Below are 16,566 nucleotides of genomic sequence, written 5' to 3'. Positions count from 1 at the left end.
CCATCCATGGGCGCTTAGCTTCGGCATCCATGCCTCAGATGTCCCCTCCAGAGCATACCCCGTCTCCCGGTGCTGGCCTGTGGTGGTTTCATAGTAAGCCAGTGGGAGTTTGGCGTTCCAGTGCATGATCGATTTGTTCTTGGGGATTAGCGGTACCAATCCGAGTGGCGGGTGCCTGGGGTGGCCCCATCGGGGATGTGGGCAGCATGGATGCTGCCGTCAAGCTTACATGGATGTATTCACAGCGGCCCCGAGGGGGCTACCCCAGGCATCTGGCACGGGCCAATGGCAACAGAGTAGACCCAGGCACCAAGGCCGAGACGCTGTAGAATCTAGTAGATGCAACAGGCCGCCCAGGCACTGGGGCAATCCCGGGATTAGATGCGTTTGGCCTGTTCGGCGGCATTGCCCACGTAGGTCGATGGTGTCTGCGCCAGCAGTGCCTCCTTGGCGGATTCCGGCAGGTCCAGTTGATCGACGAATTCGCGCATCATCGGCTCGGTGATGGCCTTGCCCCGGGTGAAGGCTTTCAGTTTTTCATACGGCTCGTCGATGCCGTAGCGGCGCATCACGGTTTGTACCGCCTCGGCCATGACTTCCCAGGCCTGGTCCAGGTCCTGGCTGATGCGGGCGGGGTTGGCTTCGAGTTTGCTGATGCCTTTGCGGCTGGCCTGGTAGGCGATCAGGCTGTGCGCCAGGCCGACGCCCATGGAACGCAACACGGTGGAATCGGTCAGGTCGCGCTGCCAGCGGGAGATCGGCAGTTTGGCACCGAGATGGCCGAGCACGGCGTTGGCGATGCCGAGGTTGCCTTCGGAGTTCTCGAAATCGATCGGGTTGACCTTGTGCGGCATGGTCGAGCTGCCGACTTCGCCGGCGATGGTCTTCTGCTTGAAGTAACCGAGCGAAATATAGCTCCAGATGTCCCGGTCGAAGTCGATCAGGATGGTGTTGAAGCGGGCGGCGGCGTCGAACAGTTCGGCGATGTAGTCGTGCGGTTCGATCTGGGTGGTGTAGGGGTTGAAGTCCAGCCCCAGGCTTTCGATGAAGCTCTGGGCGTTGGCTTCCCAGTCGATGTCCGGATAGGTCGCCAGGTGGGCGTTGTAGTTGCCGACGGCGCCGTTGATTTTGCCCAGGTACTCGATGGATTCGAGCGCCTTCAACTGGCGTTGCAGGCGGTAGGCGACGTTGGCCATTTCCTTGCCGAGCGTGGTCGGGGAGGCGGTCTGCCCATGGGTGCGGCTGAGCATCGGCCGGTCGGCGTGTTCGCGGGCCAGACGGGCGATGTCCTGTTGCACCGCCTGCATTTCCGGCAGCAGCACCTCGGTCATGCCGGTTTTCAGCATCAGGGCGTGGGACAGGTTGTTGATGTCCTCGGAGGTGCAGGCGAAATGCACGAATTCGGTGACGGCTTTCAGTTCGTCGAGCTCGGCCAGTTTTTGCTTGAGGAAATACTCAACGGCTTTGACGTCGTGGTTGGTGGTGCGCTCGATCGCTTTGATGGCTTCGGCGTCGGCCAGCGAGAATTCGGACAGAATGCGGTCCAGAAAGGCGTTGGCCGGGTCGCTGAAGGCGGGCAGTTCGGTGATGCCGGGGTGACCGGCCAGTTGTTGCAGCCAGCGGACTTCGACGGTGACACGGGCCTTGATCAGGCCGTATTCGCTGAAAATGGATCGCAGGGGTTCGGTTTTGCTGCCGTAGCGGCCATCGATGGGGGAGATCGCGGTCAGCGCGTTGAGTTCCATAGGAGCGGGTTCCGGTCAGTGCATTCAGAAGGGCCGCGATTATACCGGGCTCGGCGGTGTCAGGCCAATCCGGGTTGGGTTGGGTGGTCGAACCCGCACCGGCTGGCGGGGGCTGGTATTCGGGGTCGCCGTAAACCCGTCCATGGGGGCTTGACCTCGGCATCCATGACTCGCACATCCCCGAATACCAGCCCCCGCCACCCGGTGCTAGCCAATTCAACCTGCCTAGGCACCGTACTGTAGGGCAGAAGAGCGACAGCGTTATCTGCCGTTGGGAGCACACTGAGCCATTGTCTGATCAAGTGGCACTTATTAAATGGCAGATAACGCCCTTCGGGCTCTTCTGCCCTACCACCCGGTGCCTAAATAGCCCCCAACATCTCCTGAACGGTGTTATGGATCCGATTGCGTCGAAACAAAATCTGCCAGCGACGACCCCCTTGCTGCTGCCACAAATGCGCACTGCGTACCCCGAACAGGAGCAACGCCCGCACCTGGTCGGCGACGCGCGAATTCTGCAAATAGGTCGGGTTGCCGACGACGCGAATCCTGAAATTGAGTCGGCTGACGCTTTCCTGGTAGCAATTGGCTACGGCTCCGACGACTGATTCGTGCAGCGGGTCGTCGAAGTAGCCGTATTGGTTTACGGCACGATTGAGAAGCTGGGTCAGGGTGTCCATCAGGTCGTCCCGGGCGTACAGCTTGCGCTGGGCGTGGAGGATGCCCATGGCGTAGCGCAGTACTTCGGGGGAGACGCCCTGGCCGCGTTTGGAGAGGACGTCTTTGAGCCCTTTGAGCCCGGTACGCAAGCCGGCCTTGCCTTCGTAGACGTCTTCAACGGATCCGGGGTTGAGGTTGAGGACACTGCGGATGCATCGGGCCATTTCGTCGTTGTCGATACTGCCATGGCGGGCCAGTTGCTCGACCAGGACGGCGGCCTGGAAAACGCCGGCCAGGGCCATGACCTGATTGTTGAAGTGATTCATTAAGAATCCTTAAAAAGCCAATAAAAACAATTGGTTACATTGAGTTTTTGAGGTTGTTTATAACTCGTAGGTTGGATTAGGGCGTCAGCCCGTAATCCAACAACCGGAACCCATGGGCGCCGCCTGAGTCGGATTACGGGCTGCCGCCCTGATCCGACCTGCACGACAATGCCCCACCGGGCTTTCTTGCATTCATTTCCAGGTCCGTTCGATAACCCCGCCACCCAGGCACACCTCGCCATCGTAAAACACGGCTGACTGACCGGGTGTGATGGCTCTTTGCGGGTCTTCGAAACGCACCTCGAAGCCGGTGTCGGTCTTGATCAGGGTACAGGCCTGGTCCGGCTGGCGGTAGCGGTGTTTGCAGACCAGACGGGCGGGCAGGGCCGGCGGTTCGCCGGCGACCCAGTGAATGTCGCTCAGGGACATCGCGAGGGTGAACAGGGCCGGATGGTCGGTACCCTGGACCACGGTCAGGACGTTTCGGTCCAGGTCTTTGCCGGCGACGAACCAGGGGGCTTCGCTGTGGTTGCGGGTGCCACCGATGCCCAGACCCTGGCGCTGGCCGATGGTGTAGTACATCAGGCCCTGATGTTCGCCGATCACTTCGCCGTCCAGTGTTTCGATGGTGCCGGGCTGCGCCGGGAGGTACTGTTTGAGGAAGTCGCTGAAGCGGCGTTCGCCGATGAAGCAGATGCCGGTGCTGTCTTTCTTGCGCGCGGTGACGAAGTCGTATTTCTCGGCGATGCGGCGTACTTCGGGTTTCTCCAGCTCGCCCACGGGGAAGAGGGTCTTCTCGAATTGTTCGTGACCGACGGCGTGCAGGAAGTAGGACTGGTCCTTGTTGTTGTCCAGTCCGCGCAGCAGTTCGGCGCCGTGATCGCCCATGCGGGTGCGGGCGTAGTGGCCGGTGGCGATCTTGTCGGCGCCGAGCATCAGGGCGTATTCAAGGAACGCTTTGAACTTGATCTCGCGGTTGCAGAGGATGTCGGGGTTCGGTGTGCGACCGGCTTTGTACTCTTCCAGAAAGTGCTCGAAGACATTGTCCCAGTATTCGGCGGCGAAGTTCGCTTTGTGCAGGTGGATGCCGAGCCGGTCCGAGACCGCCTGGGCGTCGGCCAGGTCTTCCTTGGCCGTGCAGTATTCGGTGCCGTCGTCTTCGTCCCAGTTCTTCATGAACAGGCCTTCAACCTGATAACCGGCCTCAAGCAGCAGGGCGGCGGTCACGGAGGAATCGACACCGCCGGACATGCCGACGATGACCTTGGTTGAAGCGGGCGTGCTCATCGTGTTGAAGTCTCCATCGAGGCGGTAAAGGGTTTGATGCATTCCAGCGGGAATCGTTGACCGGCCTGGTGGTCGGCCAGGCACTGATGTACCGATGGGTGGCGCAATGGGTAGTCGCCGGCCAATACCTCATCGATCGGCAACCAGCGCACTTCCTCTATATCGGCATCGAGCGGTGCGTTTTCAACCAGGCGCACCGGACGGGCGGCGAAACAGAGGCGCACGTAGTGTAAACCGCTGATCGGGCTCTTGGTCTGGTAGATGCCGACCAGGTGGGTCAATGCGACTTCGTAGCGGGTCTCTTCCAAGGTCTCCCGGAGTGCGCCGTCGGTCAGGCTTTCGCCGACCTCGATGTGGCCGGCCGGTTGGTTCCAGACCTTTATACCGTTATCTTTTTCGTGGACCATCAGTATCCGGTCTGCTTCGGTGACAATGACAGCGGCGGTCAGATGCGGGTAGGCTGTGCTCATGGTTGCTTCCTCTTGCGGCGAGCCCTGGATCTTACTGCTGAAGTTTCGGAGTTCGTCGCGGACCACCGCCTCCCGGCCGACCGAACTCCTGTCATTATAGGGACGGTGAGGGTACCCATCGATTCCTCGAGGTCAACTTTTCGTCACCGTCACAAGTCTTTTGCGTGCGAGGCCTCTCTGGCCCGGACCAGTCACAGTAGAATAGAAACGATTACGACGCGGCGCGTCATACGAACAACGAACCCGATTCAAGGATAAAGGCATGATTATCAAACCCAAAGTGCGTGGTTTCATCTGTACAACAGCCCACCCCGAAGGGTGCAAGGTGCATGTTCAGGAGCAAATCGACTACGTCAAAGCGCACAAGCCGGCCGCTACCGGCCCCAAGAACGTTTTGATCATTGGGTGTTCGAACGGTTACGGCCTGGCTTCGCGGATTTCCGCGGCGTTCGGTCATGGTGCGAAAACCCTTGGGGTGATGTTCGAGAAAGAACCCACTGAACGGCGTCCTGCCTCGGCCGGCTGGTACAACACCAAGGCGTTCGAAGCCGAGGCGGAGAAGGAAGGGCTCTATGCCAAGTCGTTGAATGCCGACGCCTTTTCGGACGACGCCAAGGCCCAGGTCATCGACGTGATCAAAAACGAGATGGGCGGACAGGTCGATCTGGTGGTTTACAGCCTGGGCGCACCGCGCCGGACCGACCCGGAGACCGGGCAAACCTACGCATCCTCGCTCAAGGCCATTGGCGAGCCGGTCACGCGCAAGAGCCTGAATACCGATACCAAACAGGTCGGCGAATTCACCCTGGACCCGGCCACCGACGAGGAAATCCACAACACCATCAAGGTGATGGGCGGGGAAGACTGGGAACGCTGGATCGACCAGCTTTCCGAAGCCGGTGTTCTGGCCGAAGGCGTTAAATCCACCGCGTACAGCTACATCGGTAAGGATCTGACCTGGCCGATCTACGGCGGTGCCACCATCGGTCGGGCCAAGCAGGATGTCGATCGCGCCAGTGTCGCCATCAACGAAAAACTGAAGAAAGAGCTGAACGGTGAAGCCAATGTCTCGGTGCTTAAAGCCGTCGTCACCCAGAGCAGCTCCGCGATCCCGGTGATGCCGCTGTACCTGTCGATCCTGATTCGTGTGATGAAAGAGCGCGGCACCAACGAAGGTTGCATCGAACAGGTTCACGGCCTGCTGACCGATCAGCTGTACGGCTCCGGCGACCGAACGCTGGATGATCAGGGCCGTATTCGCATGGACCTGAACGAGCTGGATTCCGACGTTCAAGCCGAAGTCGAAGCCATCTGGAATCAGGTGAACTCGGACAACGTGGACGAGCTGACCGATTTCGCGGAGTACCAGAAAGAGTTCTTCAAGCTTTTCGGTTTCGGGTTCGACGAGGTCGATTACGAGAAGGATGTGGACCCGATCGTTTAACGGGTTTGGCATTCCCGCGGGCGGGCCCGGAAGGGCGCCGCCTTTTCTTTTTCTCCAGATTTATACCGTTATCTTTCAGGTCTCCAATACCCAGCTGCCGGTACTGGCCCGGTTGCAAATCCCCTAGAGACAATTCTCCCAGTCCCCAGCGAATCAATCTCAAGGTGGGGAAACCGATGTGCGCCGTCATCCGCCGAACCTGGCGATTACGACCCTCGGTGATGCGGATCCTCAACCAGGTTGTCGGAATCTGCTTACGTTCCCGAATGGGCGGGTTGCGTTCCCAGAGCCAGTCGGGTTCGGCCACACGGTCGACATCGGCCGGTCGGGTCGGGCCGTCCTTTAGCGTAACGCCCCGGCGCAGGGGCTCCAGGTCATCGTCCGTGGGGGCTCCTTCCACCTGGGCGTAATAGGTTTTCGCCACCTTCTGGCTGGGGTGTGCCAGCCCGTGAATGACGGCGCCGTCGTCGGTGAGCAACAGCAGCCCCTCCGAATCGTAGTCCAGCCGGCCGGCTGAATAGACACCGGGAATGTCGACGCAGTCCGCGAGGGTGGGGCGACCCTGGTCGTCGGTGAATTGGGTCAGCACACGGAACGGTTTGTTCAGCAATATCAGGGTGGTCATGAGGGCCTTGTTTTGGTGCATGCATCGGCTCTGGATACGGGACCAAAGTCCCATGACGAGTCTCTATAAGAACCGGGTGGATTCCGGTATACTCCGCCGCCGCACGAACCATAACACTAGAGATGGAGTGAATCATGGGATACCAGAAAATTGAAGTGCCCGCCGGCGAGAAGATCACCGTCGGCGCGAACGGCGCTTTGAATGTGCCCAACAACCCTATTATCCCCTTTATCGAGGGCGACGGCATTGGTGTTGACGTCACCCCTCCCATGAAAGCGGTTATCGACGCCGCTGTCGACAAGGCTTACGGCGGCGAGCGCAAGATCAGCTGGATGGAAGTATACGCCGGTGAGAAAGCCACCACTGTATACGACGCCGATACCTGGCTGCCGGAAGAAACCCTGGAAGCGTTTAAGGACTTCAAGGTCGGCATCAAAGGCCCGCTGACCACCCCGGTCGGTGGCGGCATTCGCTCTTTGAACGTCGCTATCCGCCAGGAACTGGACCTGTTCGTATGCCAGCGCCCGGTTCTGTGGTTCGAAGGCGTTCCCAGCCCGATCAAGCACCCGGGCGATGTTGACATGGTCATCTTCCGCGAGAACTCCGAAGACATCTACGCCGGTGTCGAGTGGAAAGCCGGTACTCCCGAAGCGGACAAGGTCATCAAGTTCCTGCGTGAGGAAATGGGCGTCAACAAGATCCGTTTCCCGGAAAACTGCGGCATTGGTGTCAAGCCGGTATCCGAAGAGGGCACCAAGCGTCTGGTTCGCAAGGCGCTGCAGTACACGGTCGACAACGATCGTGAAAGCCTGACCCTGGTGCACAAGGGCAACATCATGAAGTTCACCGAAGGTGCCTTCAAAGACTGGGGTTACGAGCTGGCCAAAGAGGAATTCGGTGCCGAGCTGCTGGATGGCGGCCCCTGGATGCACTTCAAGAACCCGAAAACCGGCAAGCAGATCATCGTCAAGGACGTCATCGCCGACGCCATGCTGCAGCAGATCCTGCTGCGCCCGGCCGACTACGATGTCATCGCGACCCTGAACCTGAACGGCGACTACCTGTCCGACGCCCTGGCGGCCGAAGTTGGCGGCATCGGCATCGCGCCGGGTGCCAACATGTCCGACGACGTCGGTGTATTCGAAGCCACCCACGGTACCGCACCGAAATACGCCGGCCAGGACAAGGTGAACCCCGGTTCACTGATCCTCTCCGGCGAGATGATGCTGCGCCACCTGGGCTGGATCGAAGCGGCCGATCTGGTATTGAACGGTATGGCCGGTGCGATCTCTTCCAAGCGCGTCACCTACGATTTCGAACGTCTGATGGAAGGCGCTACCCTGGTCAAGGCGTCCGAATTCGGTCAGGAAATCATCAAGAACATGGGCTGAAGCCCATGATTCCAGGGCTCGAGCCCTAACTAAAAAAGCCTGGCAACCGCCAGGCTTTTTTTGTTGCGTGGATGTGTCTTTTGAACAGGGCGGAAACCTCAGTGGAGGTCGCCGCCCGACTTTATTCTTTGTCGCTGGTTACCTTCTGTCGTTGTTCGGCCTCATTACTTGCGTTTGTTTCACTGCGTCGCCCGGCTCCGACCGTTTCGGGCAGTACCCGAATATTGACGGCATGGATGCCTCGCTCGGCTTTCACCGTGTCGAATTCCACGGCCTGACCGGCCTTGAGCGTCTTGTACCCTTCCATCTGAATGGAGGAATAGTGCGCGAAGAGATCTTCCTCATGTTCGTCGCAGATGACAAACCCGAATCCCTTGGCATTGTTGAACCACTTCACTTTCCCTACTGGCATAACGGACTCCTTACGACCACGTTAACAGATTGACTTTTTGTCGGATCCGGGTTGGATCCGGCGTCTCTAACCGCTGACGTCTCAGTTCAAACAGGGTACCCTATGAACGAACAAGGCCAGTTTCGAGGCCTTCCATGACGTCCGCTATCCTTAGCGAGGCTGTCTTGATATCAAGACGCCCGAACACTGGTTTTCGTACGGGGTTCGCCTGGTTACAAAGTAGACGATTCCAGCGACACATCTATGTTTGAGTGTTGAATCGTTGAAGTCAACCCCAATCGGGTCCACTTATGACAGGATGCTCGCTGTGTCACTGTAAAAAGGTGAACCAGTTGGCCAAATTCATGTACCGATTACATTTTGTGACGTAAAAGACAAGATCCGGGCCAATCGGGTCGGTGCGAAAACCGTTCGTAAATCATCACCGTATTGCATTCAACGAGAACCGACAGTCTGTTATGAATTTCAGCTACATTGAGACCATGGGTAACGTACAAATGATTCTGGCCCGGGCCATGCATGGTATAACCCGACTGGGACCGGACGAACCGGGACAGGAGGGGGATCATGGCGTCGCCGTCGAGACCAGCGATCCGGAGGTTAAACAGCCACCGTTGTACCGGGTCGTCTTGTTGAATGACGACTACACCCCCATGGAGTTTGTTGTTCACATCCTGGAACAGTTTTTTTATATGTCCCGGGAAAAAGCCACCCAGGTCATGTTGACGGTACATACACAAGGCAAAGGCGTGTGTGGCGTCTATACTAAGGATATTGCAGAAACCAAGGCCGCTATGGTGAACGAGTACTCCAGGGAGAACGAACATCCCTTGGTGTGTGAAGTGGAAGAAGTGGACGACGAGTGATCAGCGAGAGGGCCTGTTATCATGTTAAGTAAAGATCTTGAGCTCACGCTCAACAATGCGTTTAAAGAAGCCCGGGCCAAACGCCATGAGTTCATGACGGTTGAGCACCTGCTGTTGGCCCTGCTGGACAACAATGCGGCGGCCGAGGTCCTCAATGCCTGCGCTGCGGACATTCCCCAACTCAGGCGGGACCTGACCGAGTTCATCGACTCGACGACCCCGCTGATACCCAAACACGATGAGGACCGTGAGACCCAACCCACGCTGGGTTTCCAGCGGGTGCTGCAACGTGCTGTATTCCACGTCCAGTCTTCCGGCAAGAAGGAAGTGACCGGTGCCAACGTGCTGGTCGCCATCTTCTCCGAACAGGAAAGCCAGGCTGTGTTCTTTTTGAAGCAGCAGAGCATCTCGCGCATCGACGTGGTCAACTTCATTGCCCACGGCATCTCCAAGGTGCAAAGCGAGAACGCCCAGCCGCATGAGGACTTCAACGCCGAGCAGAACGATGAAGGCGCGGGCGAAGGCGTGCAGGGCAGTGCCCTCGACAGCTTTGCCTACAACCTGAACGAGCAGGCGCGCAAGGGCCAGATCGACCCCTTGGTCGGCCGCGAGCATGAAGTCGAGCGCGTAATCCAGGTGCTGTCCCGCCGGCGCAAAAACAACCCGCTGTTGGTGGGTGAGACCGGTGTCGGTAAAACCGCCATCGCCGAAGGTCTGGCCAAGCGTATCGTCGATGGCGATGTGCCCGAAATCGTTCAGAACGCCGTGGTTTTTTCACTCGACCTGGGTGCCTTGCTGGCCGGTACCAAATACCGGGGCGACTTTGAAAAACGCCTCAAGGCCCTGTTGGCTGAATTGAAGAAGAAAGAGAAGGCCATCCTGTTCATCGATGAGATCCACACCATCATCGGTGCCGGCGCCGCCTCCGGAGGCGTCATGGATGCGTCCAATCTGCTCAAGCCGATGTTGAGTTCCGGCGAGCTGCGTTGCATGGGGTCCACCACCTTCCAGGAATTCCGTGGCATCTTCGAGAAGGACAGCGCACTGACACGTCGCTTCCAAAAGATTGACGTCAACGAACCGACGGTGGATGAAACCTATCGCATCCTCAAGGGGCTTAAATCCCGCTTCGAGGAACACCATCACCTGAAGTACACGGACAAGGCGCTGAAAGCGGCCGCGGAATTGTCGGCCCGCTACATCACCGACCGCCACCTGCCGGACAAGGCGATCGATGTGATCGACGAAGCCGGCGCCGCGCAGCGGTTAATGCCGGTGAGCAAGCGCAAGAAATCCATCGGTGTGCCCGACGTGGAAAAGGTGATCTCCTCGATCGCCCGCATTCCCGAGAAGAGCGTCAGCCGCAACGACAAAGAAGTGCTGGAAAACCTCGAACGCAACCTGAAGATGACCGTTTTCGGTCAGGAGCAGGCCATCGAGCAGCTGTCTTCCGCCATCAAACTGGCCCGTGCCGGCTTGAAACCGGTCGACAAGCCGATCGGTTCTTTCCTGTTTGCGGGGCCGACCGGTGTCGGTAAGACAGAGGTCTCGAAGCAACTGGCCGAATCGCTCGGCATTCCGCTGCTGCGTTTCGACATGTCCGAGTACATGGAGCGCCATACCGCTTCCCGTCTGATCGGCGCACCCCCGGGGTATGTCGGGTTCGACCAGGGCGGCCTGCTGACCGACGGTGTGACCAAGCATCCGCACTGTGTGCTGTTGCTGGATGAAATCGAAAAGGCGCACCCGGATGTCTTCAACCTGCTGTTGCAGGTGATGGACCACGGTACCCTGACCGACAACAACGGTCGCAAGGCGGATTTCCGCAACGTCATTGTGATCATGACCAGTAACGCCGGCGCCCAGGAGCGCAATCGTCGGTCCGTCGGGTTCACAACCCAGGACCACAGCACGGATGGTATGGAAGTGATTCGCAAGTCCTTCACGCCGGAATTCCGCAACCGCCTCGACGGCATCGTTCAGTTCCGGGCGTTGCCGATGGAAGTCGTCATCAACATCGTCGACAAGTTCCTCACCGAGCTGCAGGCCCAGTTGGACGACAAGCGGGTCATGCTGGAAGTGGACGAGGATGTTCGCGAATGGCTGGCGGAGAAAGGCTACGACGAGAGCATGGGCGCCCGCCCGATGAATCGTCTGATCCAGGACAAGGTCAAGCGTCCTTTGGCGGACATGATCCTGTTCGGCGCCCTGTCGCGCGGTGGCACCGCCAATCTGCGGATCCGGGACAACGATCTGTCGATCGAAGTCGCGGAAGAGGTCGAGCCGGCCTGACAGCCGACCGTCTTCGATACGCATTAAAAAAGCACCTCAAGGGGTGCTTTTTTATTGAGTCACACTAGAACCCAGTACCTGTGCTTGCCGCGGATGGGCGGCATGCGTCCCAGAAAGTCGACGGTCGGCTTTCTGTCAGGGCAGGGCAGGCGATATCAGCGGGCGCGGTACACGATGCGACCTTTGGTCAGGTCGTAGGGTGTCAGCTCAACCTTGACTTTGTCGCCGGTCAGAATGCGGATGTAGTTCTTGCGCATCTTGCCGGAGATGTGAGCTGTAATGACGTGACCGTTTTCCAGCTTGACCCGGAACATGGTGTTGGGAAGGGTGTCGAGGATTTCCCCTTCCATTTCAATTACGTCTTCTTTTGCCATATGTGCCTTTGAATGCCTCTGGAATCGAGAATCTGGGGTGCGCGGAACAAGTGTCAACCCCAAGTAAGTAAAATAGCCGGCGGGCATTCTGCCTCAATTTCCGGCAAACATCAAAAATTCGGCTCAAATCAGGAGGTTATTTAGGGGGGCATCACCTGTGGCAGTCTTTCTCCTGGCCTATGTCTGTGCCAGTGGTCCGCCCGGGGTGCCGGTGGTCCCGCCTGCGGACCGCTGCAAGTACTTCCCTGTAAGCTCGACGGCCCGCGTCCCTGCGGGCCGACGTCCGCGAGCGGGACCACCGACACCCCGGGCTTTCACCGTGGCAAACAACCAATGTAGGGTGGGCACCGCCCACCAGAAAGTTTTTGAATCCTCTGCATTGCGCCATTGACTCTTTTGAGGAAAGGGCACTAGCCGATGGATTGTTTTCTTCCCTGGTGGGCTGTGCCCACCCTACGGATTTGGAATGTCTATCAGGAATGAAAACTGTCCGTGTACGATGATGGAAATGTTGGATCGGTTTAAAAGTGACTGGAAAAGAGTCCGAGGGGCACCCGGCACCCTTGGACGGACCATTAGCAATCAATTCTGCCCAGTTGAAGCCAACCTGAGGCACGAACCACTCCACTGGCAACCAACTCTACCTGGCGAGCCACGACCCTAACCAATGGCAAGATGATCGATCATATGGTCCTCAAGCGCCCGCCAGCGGCGGTTGACGAGGATGTCCATCGGCCGAAAATCGGATTTGTAGGTCATCTGCGGGGAGCCGGGGACCCAGTAGCCGAGGTAGAGGTAGGGCAGGCCGAGTGTCTGGCAGAGCTCGATTTGGGAGAGGATGGCGAAGGTACCCAGGCTGCGTTCCGCCTGGTCGGGGTCGAAGAATGTGTAGGTGGCCGACAGGCCTGTGCTCAGGCGGTCGGTGAAGGCGACCGCGACCAGTTCCTCGCCTTGACGGAACTCCAGGATAAACCCCAGATCCGGGCGGCTGACCAGGAAATCCCGGTAGCTTTCTTCCGACGGCGGGTACATGTCGCCGTCCCGGTGCCGTTCGCTGATGTAATGGTGGTACAGCGCATAATGCTCCGCCTCGAAGCGACACGGGCGGCGGTGCATGTGGATGTCCCGGTTCTTTTTCAGGATGCGGCGAAAGCGACGCTTCCAGTGGAATTCATTGATGCGGACGCGGGAGGGCAGGCAGGCGCCGCATTGCTCGCAGTCCGGCCGGTACAGGTGCAGCCCGCTGCGACGGAAGCCCATATGGGTCAGCTGTTCATACAGCTCCAAGCTGAACGTCAGCTCCGGGTCCAGGAACAGGGTTCTGGCCTGCTGGTTGCTCAGGTAGCTGCAGTTATGCTCTCCCGTCCGGTAGAGCTTGACCGTTTCTTCCTGGTTGTCCGTTTCACTTTTCATGGTGACCCTCAACCGGCGGATCCAGACGCTGTCGTACCCATTCATTCAGCAACTGGCTATCCGGAGGCTGGATGGGCGCTGTCTCCCGAGGCAGGCGTTGTTCGAACCGCCGACGGTCGATCTCATGCGCGCCCAGGCTGCTGAGATGGTCATTGTACACTTGGCAATCGATCATCGTCATGCCCCGGTTGCGAGCCCACTCGCTGACCGCCAGCAGGGCGATCTTGGAGCCGCCGGTCCGGCGCGAAAACATGCTTTCCCCGTAGAACACCCGATCGATGCCGATGCCGTAAAGACCGCCGACCAGTTCATCACCGCTCCAGACCTCCACCGAATGCGCCCAGCCGGTTTGATGCAGGTGTTCATAGGCGTCGCGCATATCCTCGGTGATCCAGGTGCCCGGTTGGCCTTCGCGCGGTTCCTGGCAGGCTTGAATGACATCGGAAAACGCCCGGTTCAGCGAAACCGTGACCGGATGACGGCGATAGGTCTTTTTCAGGCTGCGGGAGACATGCATGCCGCCGGGCTCGAGTATCATGCGCGGCGAGGGCGACCACCACAGAATCGGTTCGCCTTCGTTGAACCAGGGAAAGATGCCGCGTTGATAGGCCAGCAACAGCCAGGGCGGGGTCAGATCCCCGCCGGCGGCGAGCAGACCATTGGGGTGGTCGAGGGCGGCCCAGGTGGGTGGAAACTCGGGCGGCTGGTCGGGTTCCAGCCAGATCAATTGGGGCATAAAAATGCTTGCCGTATCAATAAGTTGGGCATCAGTCTGTGGTATCTTAGGCATTGGCGGCGCACATCGCCAGTCGGTACCGGGCAGAGTGGGGGTGGCCCACCGCCCTTTTTGTCTGTTTCCCGGTGGGCCGTGCCCACCCTACAATGCGGGTCCTGACCCCGTTTTGATCAAGACAAGGTGATTCGAGTTTGACCCAGAAATCTGTGCGCGCGCGGGACGATGACCGCGTGCTCGACATAAAACACCGTTTGCTTCACGAGGGCAGCCTGTTGTTGTCGCTCGCGGTGGGTCTGTATCTGCTGATCGCGTTGGTCACCCACCATCCGTCCGATCCGGGCTGGGCTTTTTCCGGCGCCGGTGAAGGCGTCCGGAACCTGGCCGGCACCGCCGGAGCCTGGCTGTCATCCCTCCTGTTCAGCCTGATCGGCGGTCTGGCCTACGGTTTACCGATTATTTTCTTTTACCGGGCCTGGGCCACGTTCCGGGACCGGCGCGCGGGCCACCAATGGAACCCCGTGCTGATCGCACTGCGCACCCTGGGCTGGCTGTTGTTCATGGCGGTCAGCTGTGCTCTGGCGACGGTTCACCTGGCCAGTGACAGCGCGGCCAGCGCGGGCGGTTATCTGGGTATCTGGTTATCCGAGCTGGTGTTCCCCTTGCTCGGGCTGACCGGCACCACCTTGCTGTTGGTCGTCTTCTGGTTCATTTCCCTCACAGTGGCGATGAACGTCTCCTGGCTGGCGCTGATGGAGCGCATCGGTCGCGCCTGCCTTTCAGCGGTGGGTGCGGTTCGTGATCGCATCCGGCAACGCCGCCGCAAACAGGCGGAAGCGGCCAAGGTTAAGCAGGTGGTCGAAGAGCGCAAGGCCAATCTGGAAGTCCAGATGGAAAAGCAGTCCAAGCGCAAGCCACCGCAAATCAAGCCGCTGCAACCCAAGGCCGCCGAGCCGAGTGACCGGGTGCAGAAAGAGAAGCAGCAACCGCTGTTTACCGGTTCGGACGCGACCACTCCGCTGCCGGAACTGAGTCTGCTGACGTCCGGCGAGCACGATGCCAACAACGGTTACAGCGAAGAAGCGCTGGAAGCCATGTCGCGTCTGCTGGAGCTGAAACTCAAGGACTTCGGCGTTCAGGCCGAGGTTACCGAGGTAGCTCCGGGCCCGGTCATTACCCGGTTTGAAATCCAGCCGGCGGCCGGCATCAAGGTCTCCAAAATCTCCAACCTGGCGAAGGACCTGGCCCGCTCCATGGCCCTGGTCAGTGTTCGGGTGGTCGAAATCATTCCGGGCAAGACCACGGTCGGCATCGAAATCCCGAACGAGCAGCGGGATATCGTACGTCTCAGCGATACCCTGCATTCGACCGCCTACGACAAATCCAAGTCGGCACTGACACTGGCGCTGGGCGATGACATCTCCGGTTCGCCCATGGTGGCGGACCTGGCCAAAATGCCGCATTTGCTGGTTGCCGGCACCACAGGCTCGGGTAAGTCAGTTGGCGTTAATGCGATGTTGTGTAGCATCCTCTTCAAAGCCACACCCGAGGAAGTGCGATTGATCCTGGTCGACCCGAAGATGCTCGAACTGTCGGTCTACGAAGGCATCCCGCACCTGTTGACGCCGGTGATCACCGACATGAAGGACGCCGCCAACGGTCTGCGCTGGTGCGTGGCCGAGATGGAGCGTCGCTACAAGCTCATGGCTGCCGTCGGGGTGCGCAACATCGCCGGCTTCAACAAGAAGGTAACCGAGGCGAAGAAAGCCGGCGACCCGATTCGCGACCCGCTCTACGAGCCGTTCGATCAGTTGGATCCGCATGCCCCGGCCCCCGAATTGGAGCCGCTGCCGTTTATAGTGGTCGTGGTCGACGAATTCGCCGACATGATGATGATCGTCGGCAAGAAAGTGGAGGAACTGATCGCTCGACTGGCTCAGAAAGCCCGAGCGGCGGGCATCCACCTGATCCTGGCGACCCAGCGTCCGTCGGTCGATGTCATCACCGGTCTGATCAAGGCGAACATTCCGACGCGCATCGCCTTCCAGGTGTCGTCCAAGATCGATTCGCGCACCATTCTCGATCAGGGCGGGGCGGAGCAGTTGCTCGGCCATGGCGATATGCTGTATCTGCCGCCGGGCACCGGTCTGCCGGTACGGGTGCATGGCGCCTTTGTCGACGACGATGAAGTGCATCGCGTCGTCGCCGACTGGAAAAAACGCGGTTCGCCAGACTACATCGAGGAAATCCTGCAGGGCGGCGAGTCCGACCTGCCGGGTGTCCCCAGCCTGGATGAGGGGGGAGGCGACGACGGCGAGTCCGATGCCCTGTTCGACGAGGCCGTCGCCTTCGTGACCCAGAGTCGCAAGGCGTCGATTTCCTCGGTGCAACGCAAATTGCGCATCGGCTACAACCGGGCCGCCCGGTTGGTGGACTCGATGGAAGCGGCCGGCATCGTCAGCCCGGCCGGACACAACGGTACCCGGGAAGTGCTGGCACCGCCGCCCCCGGCCGACTGAAAGGAGTTT

At 59.3% G+C, this 16,566-nt stretch carries 14 protein-coding genes; 5 read left to right on the top strand and 9 right to left on the bottom strand.

Annotated features, from left to right (window positions below; all coding sequences use genetic code 11):
* Positions 1-377: 377 nt before the first annotated feature.
* The 4 genes from purB to IE111_RS10385 all read right to left on the bottom strand — a co-directional run bounded on the left by purB (position 378) and on the right by IE111_RS10385 (position 4,488).
* Complete coding sequence (purB, locus tag IE111_RS10400; protein WP_189608479.1) at positions 378-1,745, bottom strand: adenylosuccinate lyase; 1,368 nt, start codon at positions 1,743-1,745, stop codon at positions 378-380.
* A gap of 362 nt (positions 1,746-2,107) precedes the next feature.
* Positions 2,108-2,731, bottom strand: a complete 624-nt coding sequence (hflD, locus tag IE111_RS10395; protein WP_189608478.1) for a high frequency lysogenization protein HflD — start codon at positions 2,729-2,731, stop codon at positions 2,108-2,110.
* 192 nt (positions 2,732-2,923) lie between these two features.
* The gene (mnmA, locus tag IE111_RS10390) at positions 2,924-4,018 is read right to left on the bottom strand and encodes a tRNA 2-thiouridine(34) synthase MnmA (protein ID WP_189608533.1); all 1,095 of its coding nucleotides are present in this window, start codon (positions 4,016-4,018) and stop codon (positions 2,924-2,926) included.
* Positions 4,015-4,488 carry an NUDIX domain-containing protein gene (locus IE111_RS10385; RefSeq protein ID WP_189608477.1) on the bottom strand — a complete coding sequence of 158 codons (474 nt, stop codon included), beginning with the start codon at positions 4,486-4,488 and terminating at the stop codon, positions 4,015-4,017. The genes mnmA and IE111_RS10385 overlap by 4 nt, the downstream gene beginning before the upstream one ends.
* A 262-nt stretch (positions 4,489-4,750) precedes the next feature.
* Between IE111_RS10385 and fabV the strand changes: the two genes are divergently transcribed.
* A complete protein-coding gene (gene fabV, locus IE111_RS10380) occupies positions 4,751-5,932 on the top strand; it encodes an enoyl-ACP reductase FabV (RefSeq protein WP_189608476.1) in 1,182 nt (393 codons plus the stop codon).
* On the opposite strand, the gene IE111_RS10375 is transcribed toward fabV, so the two are convergent.
* Positions 5,868-6,557, bottom strand: coding sequence for a pseudouridine synthase (locus IE111_RS10375; RefSeq protein WP_189608532.1), 690 nt, complete (start codon positions 6,555-6,557; stop codon positions 5,868-5,870). The genes fabV and IE111_RS10375 overlap by 65 nt on opposite strands.
* Positions 6,558-6,691: 134 nt before the next feature.
* Between IE111_RS10375 and icd the strand changes: the two genes are divergently transcribed.
* On the top strand, positions 6,692-7,948 hold the full coding sequence (gene icd / locus IE111_RS10370; protein ID WP_189608475.1) for an NADP-dependent isocitrate dehydrogenase: 1,257 nt from the start codon (positions 6,692-6,694) through the stop codon (positions 7,946-7,948).
* 121 nt (positions 7,949-8,069) lie between these two features.
* On the opposite strand, the gene IE111_RS24470 is transcribed toward icd, so the two are convergent.
* Positions 8,070-8,360, bottom strand: coding sequence for a cold shock domain-containing protein (locus tag IE111_RS24470; protein WP_189608474.1), 291 nt, complete (start codon positions 8,358-8,360; stop codon positions 8,070-8,072).
* 515 nt (positions 8,361-8,875) lie between these two features.
* On the opposite strand from IE111_RS24470, the gene clpS reads away from it, so the two are divergent.
* A complete protein-coding gene (gene clpS, locus IE111_RS10360; protein ID WP_268245025.1) occupies positions 8,876-9,226 on the top strand; it encodes an ATP-dependent Clp protease adapter ClpS in 351 nt (116 codons plus the stop codon).
* 21 nt (positions 9,227-9,247) lie between these two features.
* Entirely contained in the window at positions 9,248-11,518 is a 2,271-nt protein-coding gene (clpA, locus tag IE111_RS10355; RefSeq protein WP_189608473.1) for an ATP-dependent Clp protease ATP-binding subunit ClpA, read from the top strand.
* 155 nt (positions 11,519-11,673) lie between these two features.
* Here clpA and infA read toward each other — a convergent pair whose 3' ends face one another.
* From infA to aat, 3 genes are all read right to left on the bottom strand, one after another.
* Entirely contained in the window at positions 11,674-11,892 is a 219-nt protein-coding gene (infA, locus tag IE111_RS10350; RefSeq protein ID WP_008043370.1) for a translation initiation factor IF-1, read from the bottom strand.
* A gap of 660 nt (positions 11,893-12,552) precedes the next feature.
* Positions 12,553-13,305 (bottom strand): arginyltransferase, encoded by a 753-nt coding sequence (locus IE111_RS10345; protein WP_189608472.1) that lies wholly within the window; start codon positions 13,303-13,305, stop codon positions 12,553-12,555.
* Positions 13,295-14,041 carry a leucyl/phenylalanyl-tRNA--protein transferase gene (gene aat / locus IE111_RS10340; protein WP_189608471.1) on the bottom strand — a complete coding sequence of 249 codons (747 nt, stop codon included), beginning with the start codon at positions 14,039-14,041 and terminating at the stop codon, positions 13,295-13,297. The genes IE111_RS10345 and aat overlap by 11 nt, the downstream gene beginning before the upstream one ends.
* A 191-nt stretch (positions 14,042-14,232) precedes the next feature.
* On the opposite strand from aat, the gene IE111_RS10335 reads away from it, so the two are divergent.
* On the top strand, positions 14,233-16,557 hold the full coding sequence (locus IE111_RS10335; RefSeq protein ID WP_189608470.1) for a DNA translocase FtsK: 2,325 nt from the start codon (positions 14,233-14,235) through the stop codon (positions 16,555-16,557).
* Positions 16,558-16,566 lie beyond the last annotated feature (9 nt).

This window comes from Saccharospirillum salsuginis (assembly GCF_014651855.1).
In the GTDB taxonomy this organism is placed as follows: domain Bacteria; phylum Pseudomonadota; class Gammaproteobacteria; order Pseudomonadales; family Natronospirillaceae; genus Saccharospirillum; species Saccharospirillum salsuginis.
The sequence above is the reverse complement of the archived record's forward strand: the minus strand, read 5'-3'. Positions and strand labels throughout refer to the sequence as shown.

Bases quoted from the DNA above. Each gene is read 5' to 3' on its own strand.
- infA (WP_008043370.1), bottom strand. From the start codon at position 11,892: ATGGCAAAAGAAGACGTAATTGAAATGGAAGGGGAAATCCTCGACACC.
- IE111_RS24470 (WP_189608474.1), bottom strand. From the start codon at position 8,360: ATGCCAGTAGGGAAAGTGAAGTGGTTCAACAATGCCAAGGGATTCGGG.
- mnmA (WP_189608533.1), bottom strand. From the start codon at position 4,018: ATGAGCACGCCCGCTTCAACCAAGGTCATCGTCGGCATGTCCGGCGGT.
- clpA (WP_189608473.1), top strand. From the start codon at position 9,248: ATGTTAAGTAAAGATCTTGAGCTCACGCTCAACAATGCGTTTAAAGAA.
- aat (WP_189608471.1), bottom strand. From the start codon at position 14,041: ATGCCCCAATTGATCTGGCTGGAACCCGACCAGCCGCCCGAGTTTCCA.
- hflD (WP_189608478.1), bottom strand. From the start codon at position 2,731: ATGAATCACTTCAACAATCAGGTCATGGCCCTGGCCGGCGTTTTCCAG.
- fabV (WP_189608476.1), top strand. From the start codon at position 4,751: ATGATTATCAAACCCAAAGTGCGTGGTTTCATCTGTACAACAGCCCAC.
- purB (WP_189608479.1), bottom strand. From the start codon at position 1,745: ATGGAACTCAACGCGCTGACCGCGATCTCCCCCATCGATGGCCGCTAC.
- IE111_RS10345 (WP_189608472.1), bottom strand. From the start codon at position 13,305: ATGAAAAGTGAAACGGACAACCAGGAAGAAACGGTCAAGCTCTACCGG.
- clpS (WP_268245025.1), top strand. From the start codon at position 8,876: ATGCATGGTATAACCCGACTGGGACCGGACGAACCGGGACAGGAGGGG.
- icd (WP_189608475.1), top strand. From the start codon at position 6,692: ATGGGATACCAGAAAATTGAAGTGCCCGCCGGCGAGAAGATCACCGTC.
- IE111_RS10385 (WP_189608477.1), bottom strand. From the start codon at position 4,488: ATGAGCACAGCCTACCCGCATCTGACCGCCGCTGTCATTGTCACCGAA.
- IE111_RS10375 (WP_189608532.1), bottom strand. From the start codon at position 6,557: ATGACCACCCTGATATTGCTGAACAAACCGTTCCGTGTGCTGACCCAA.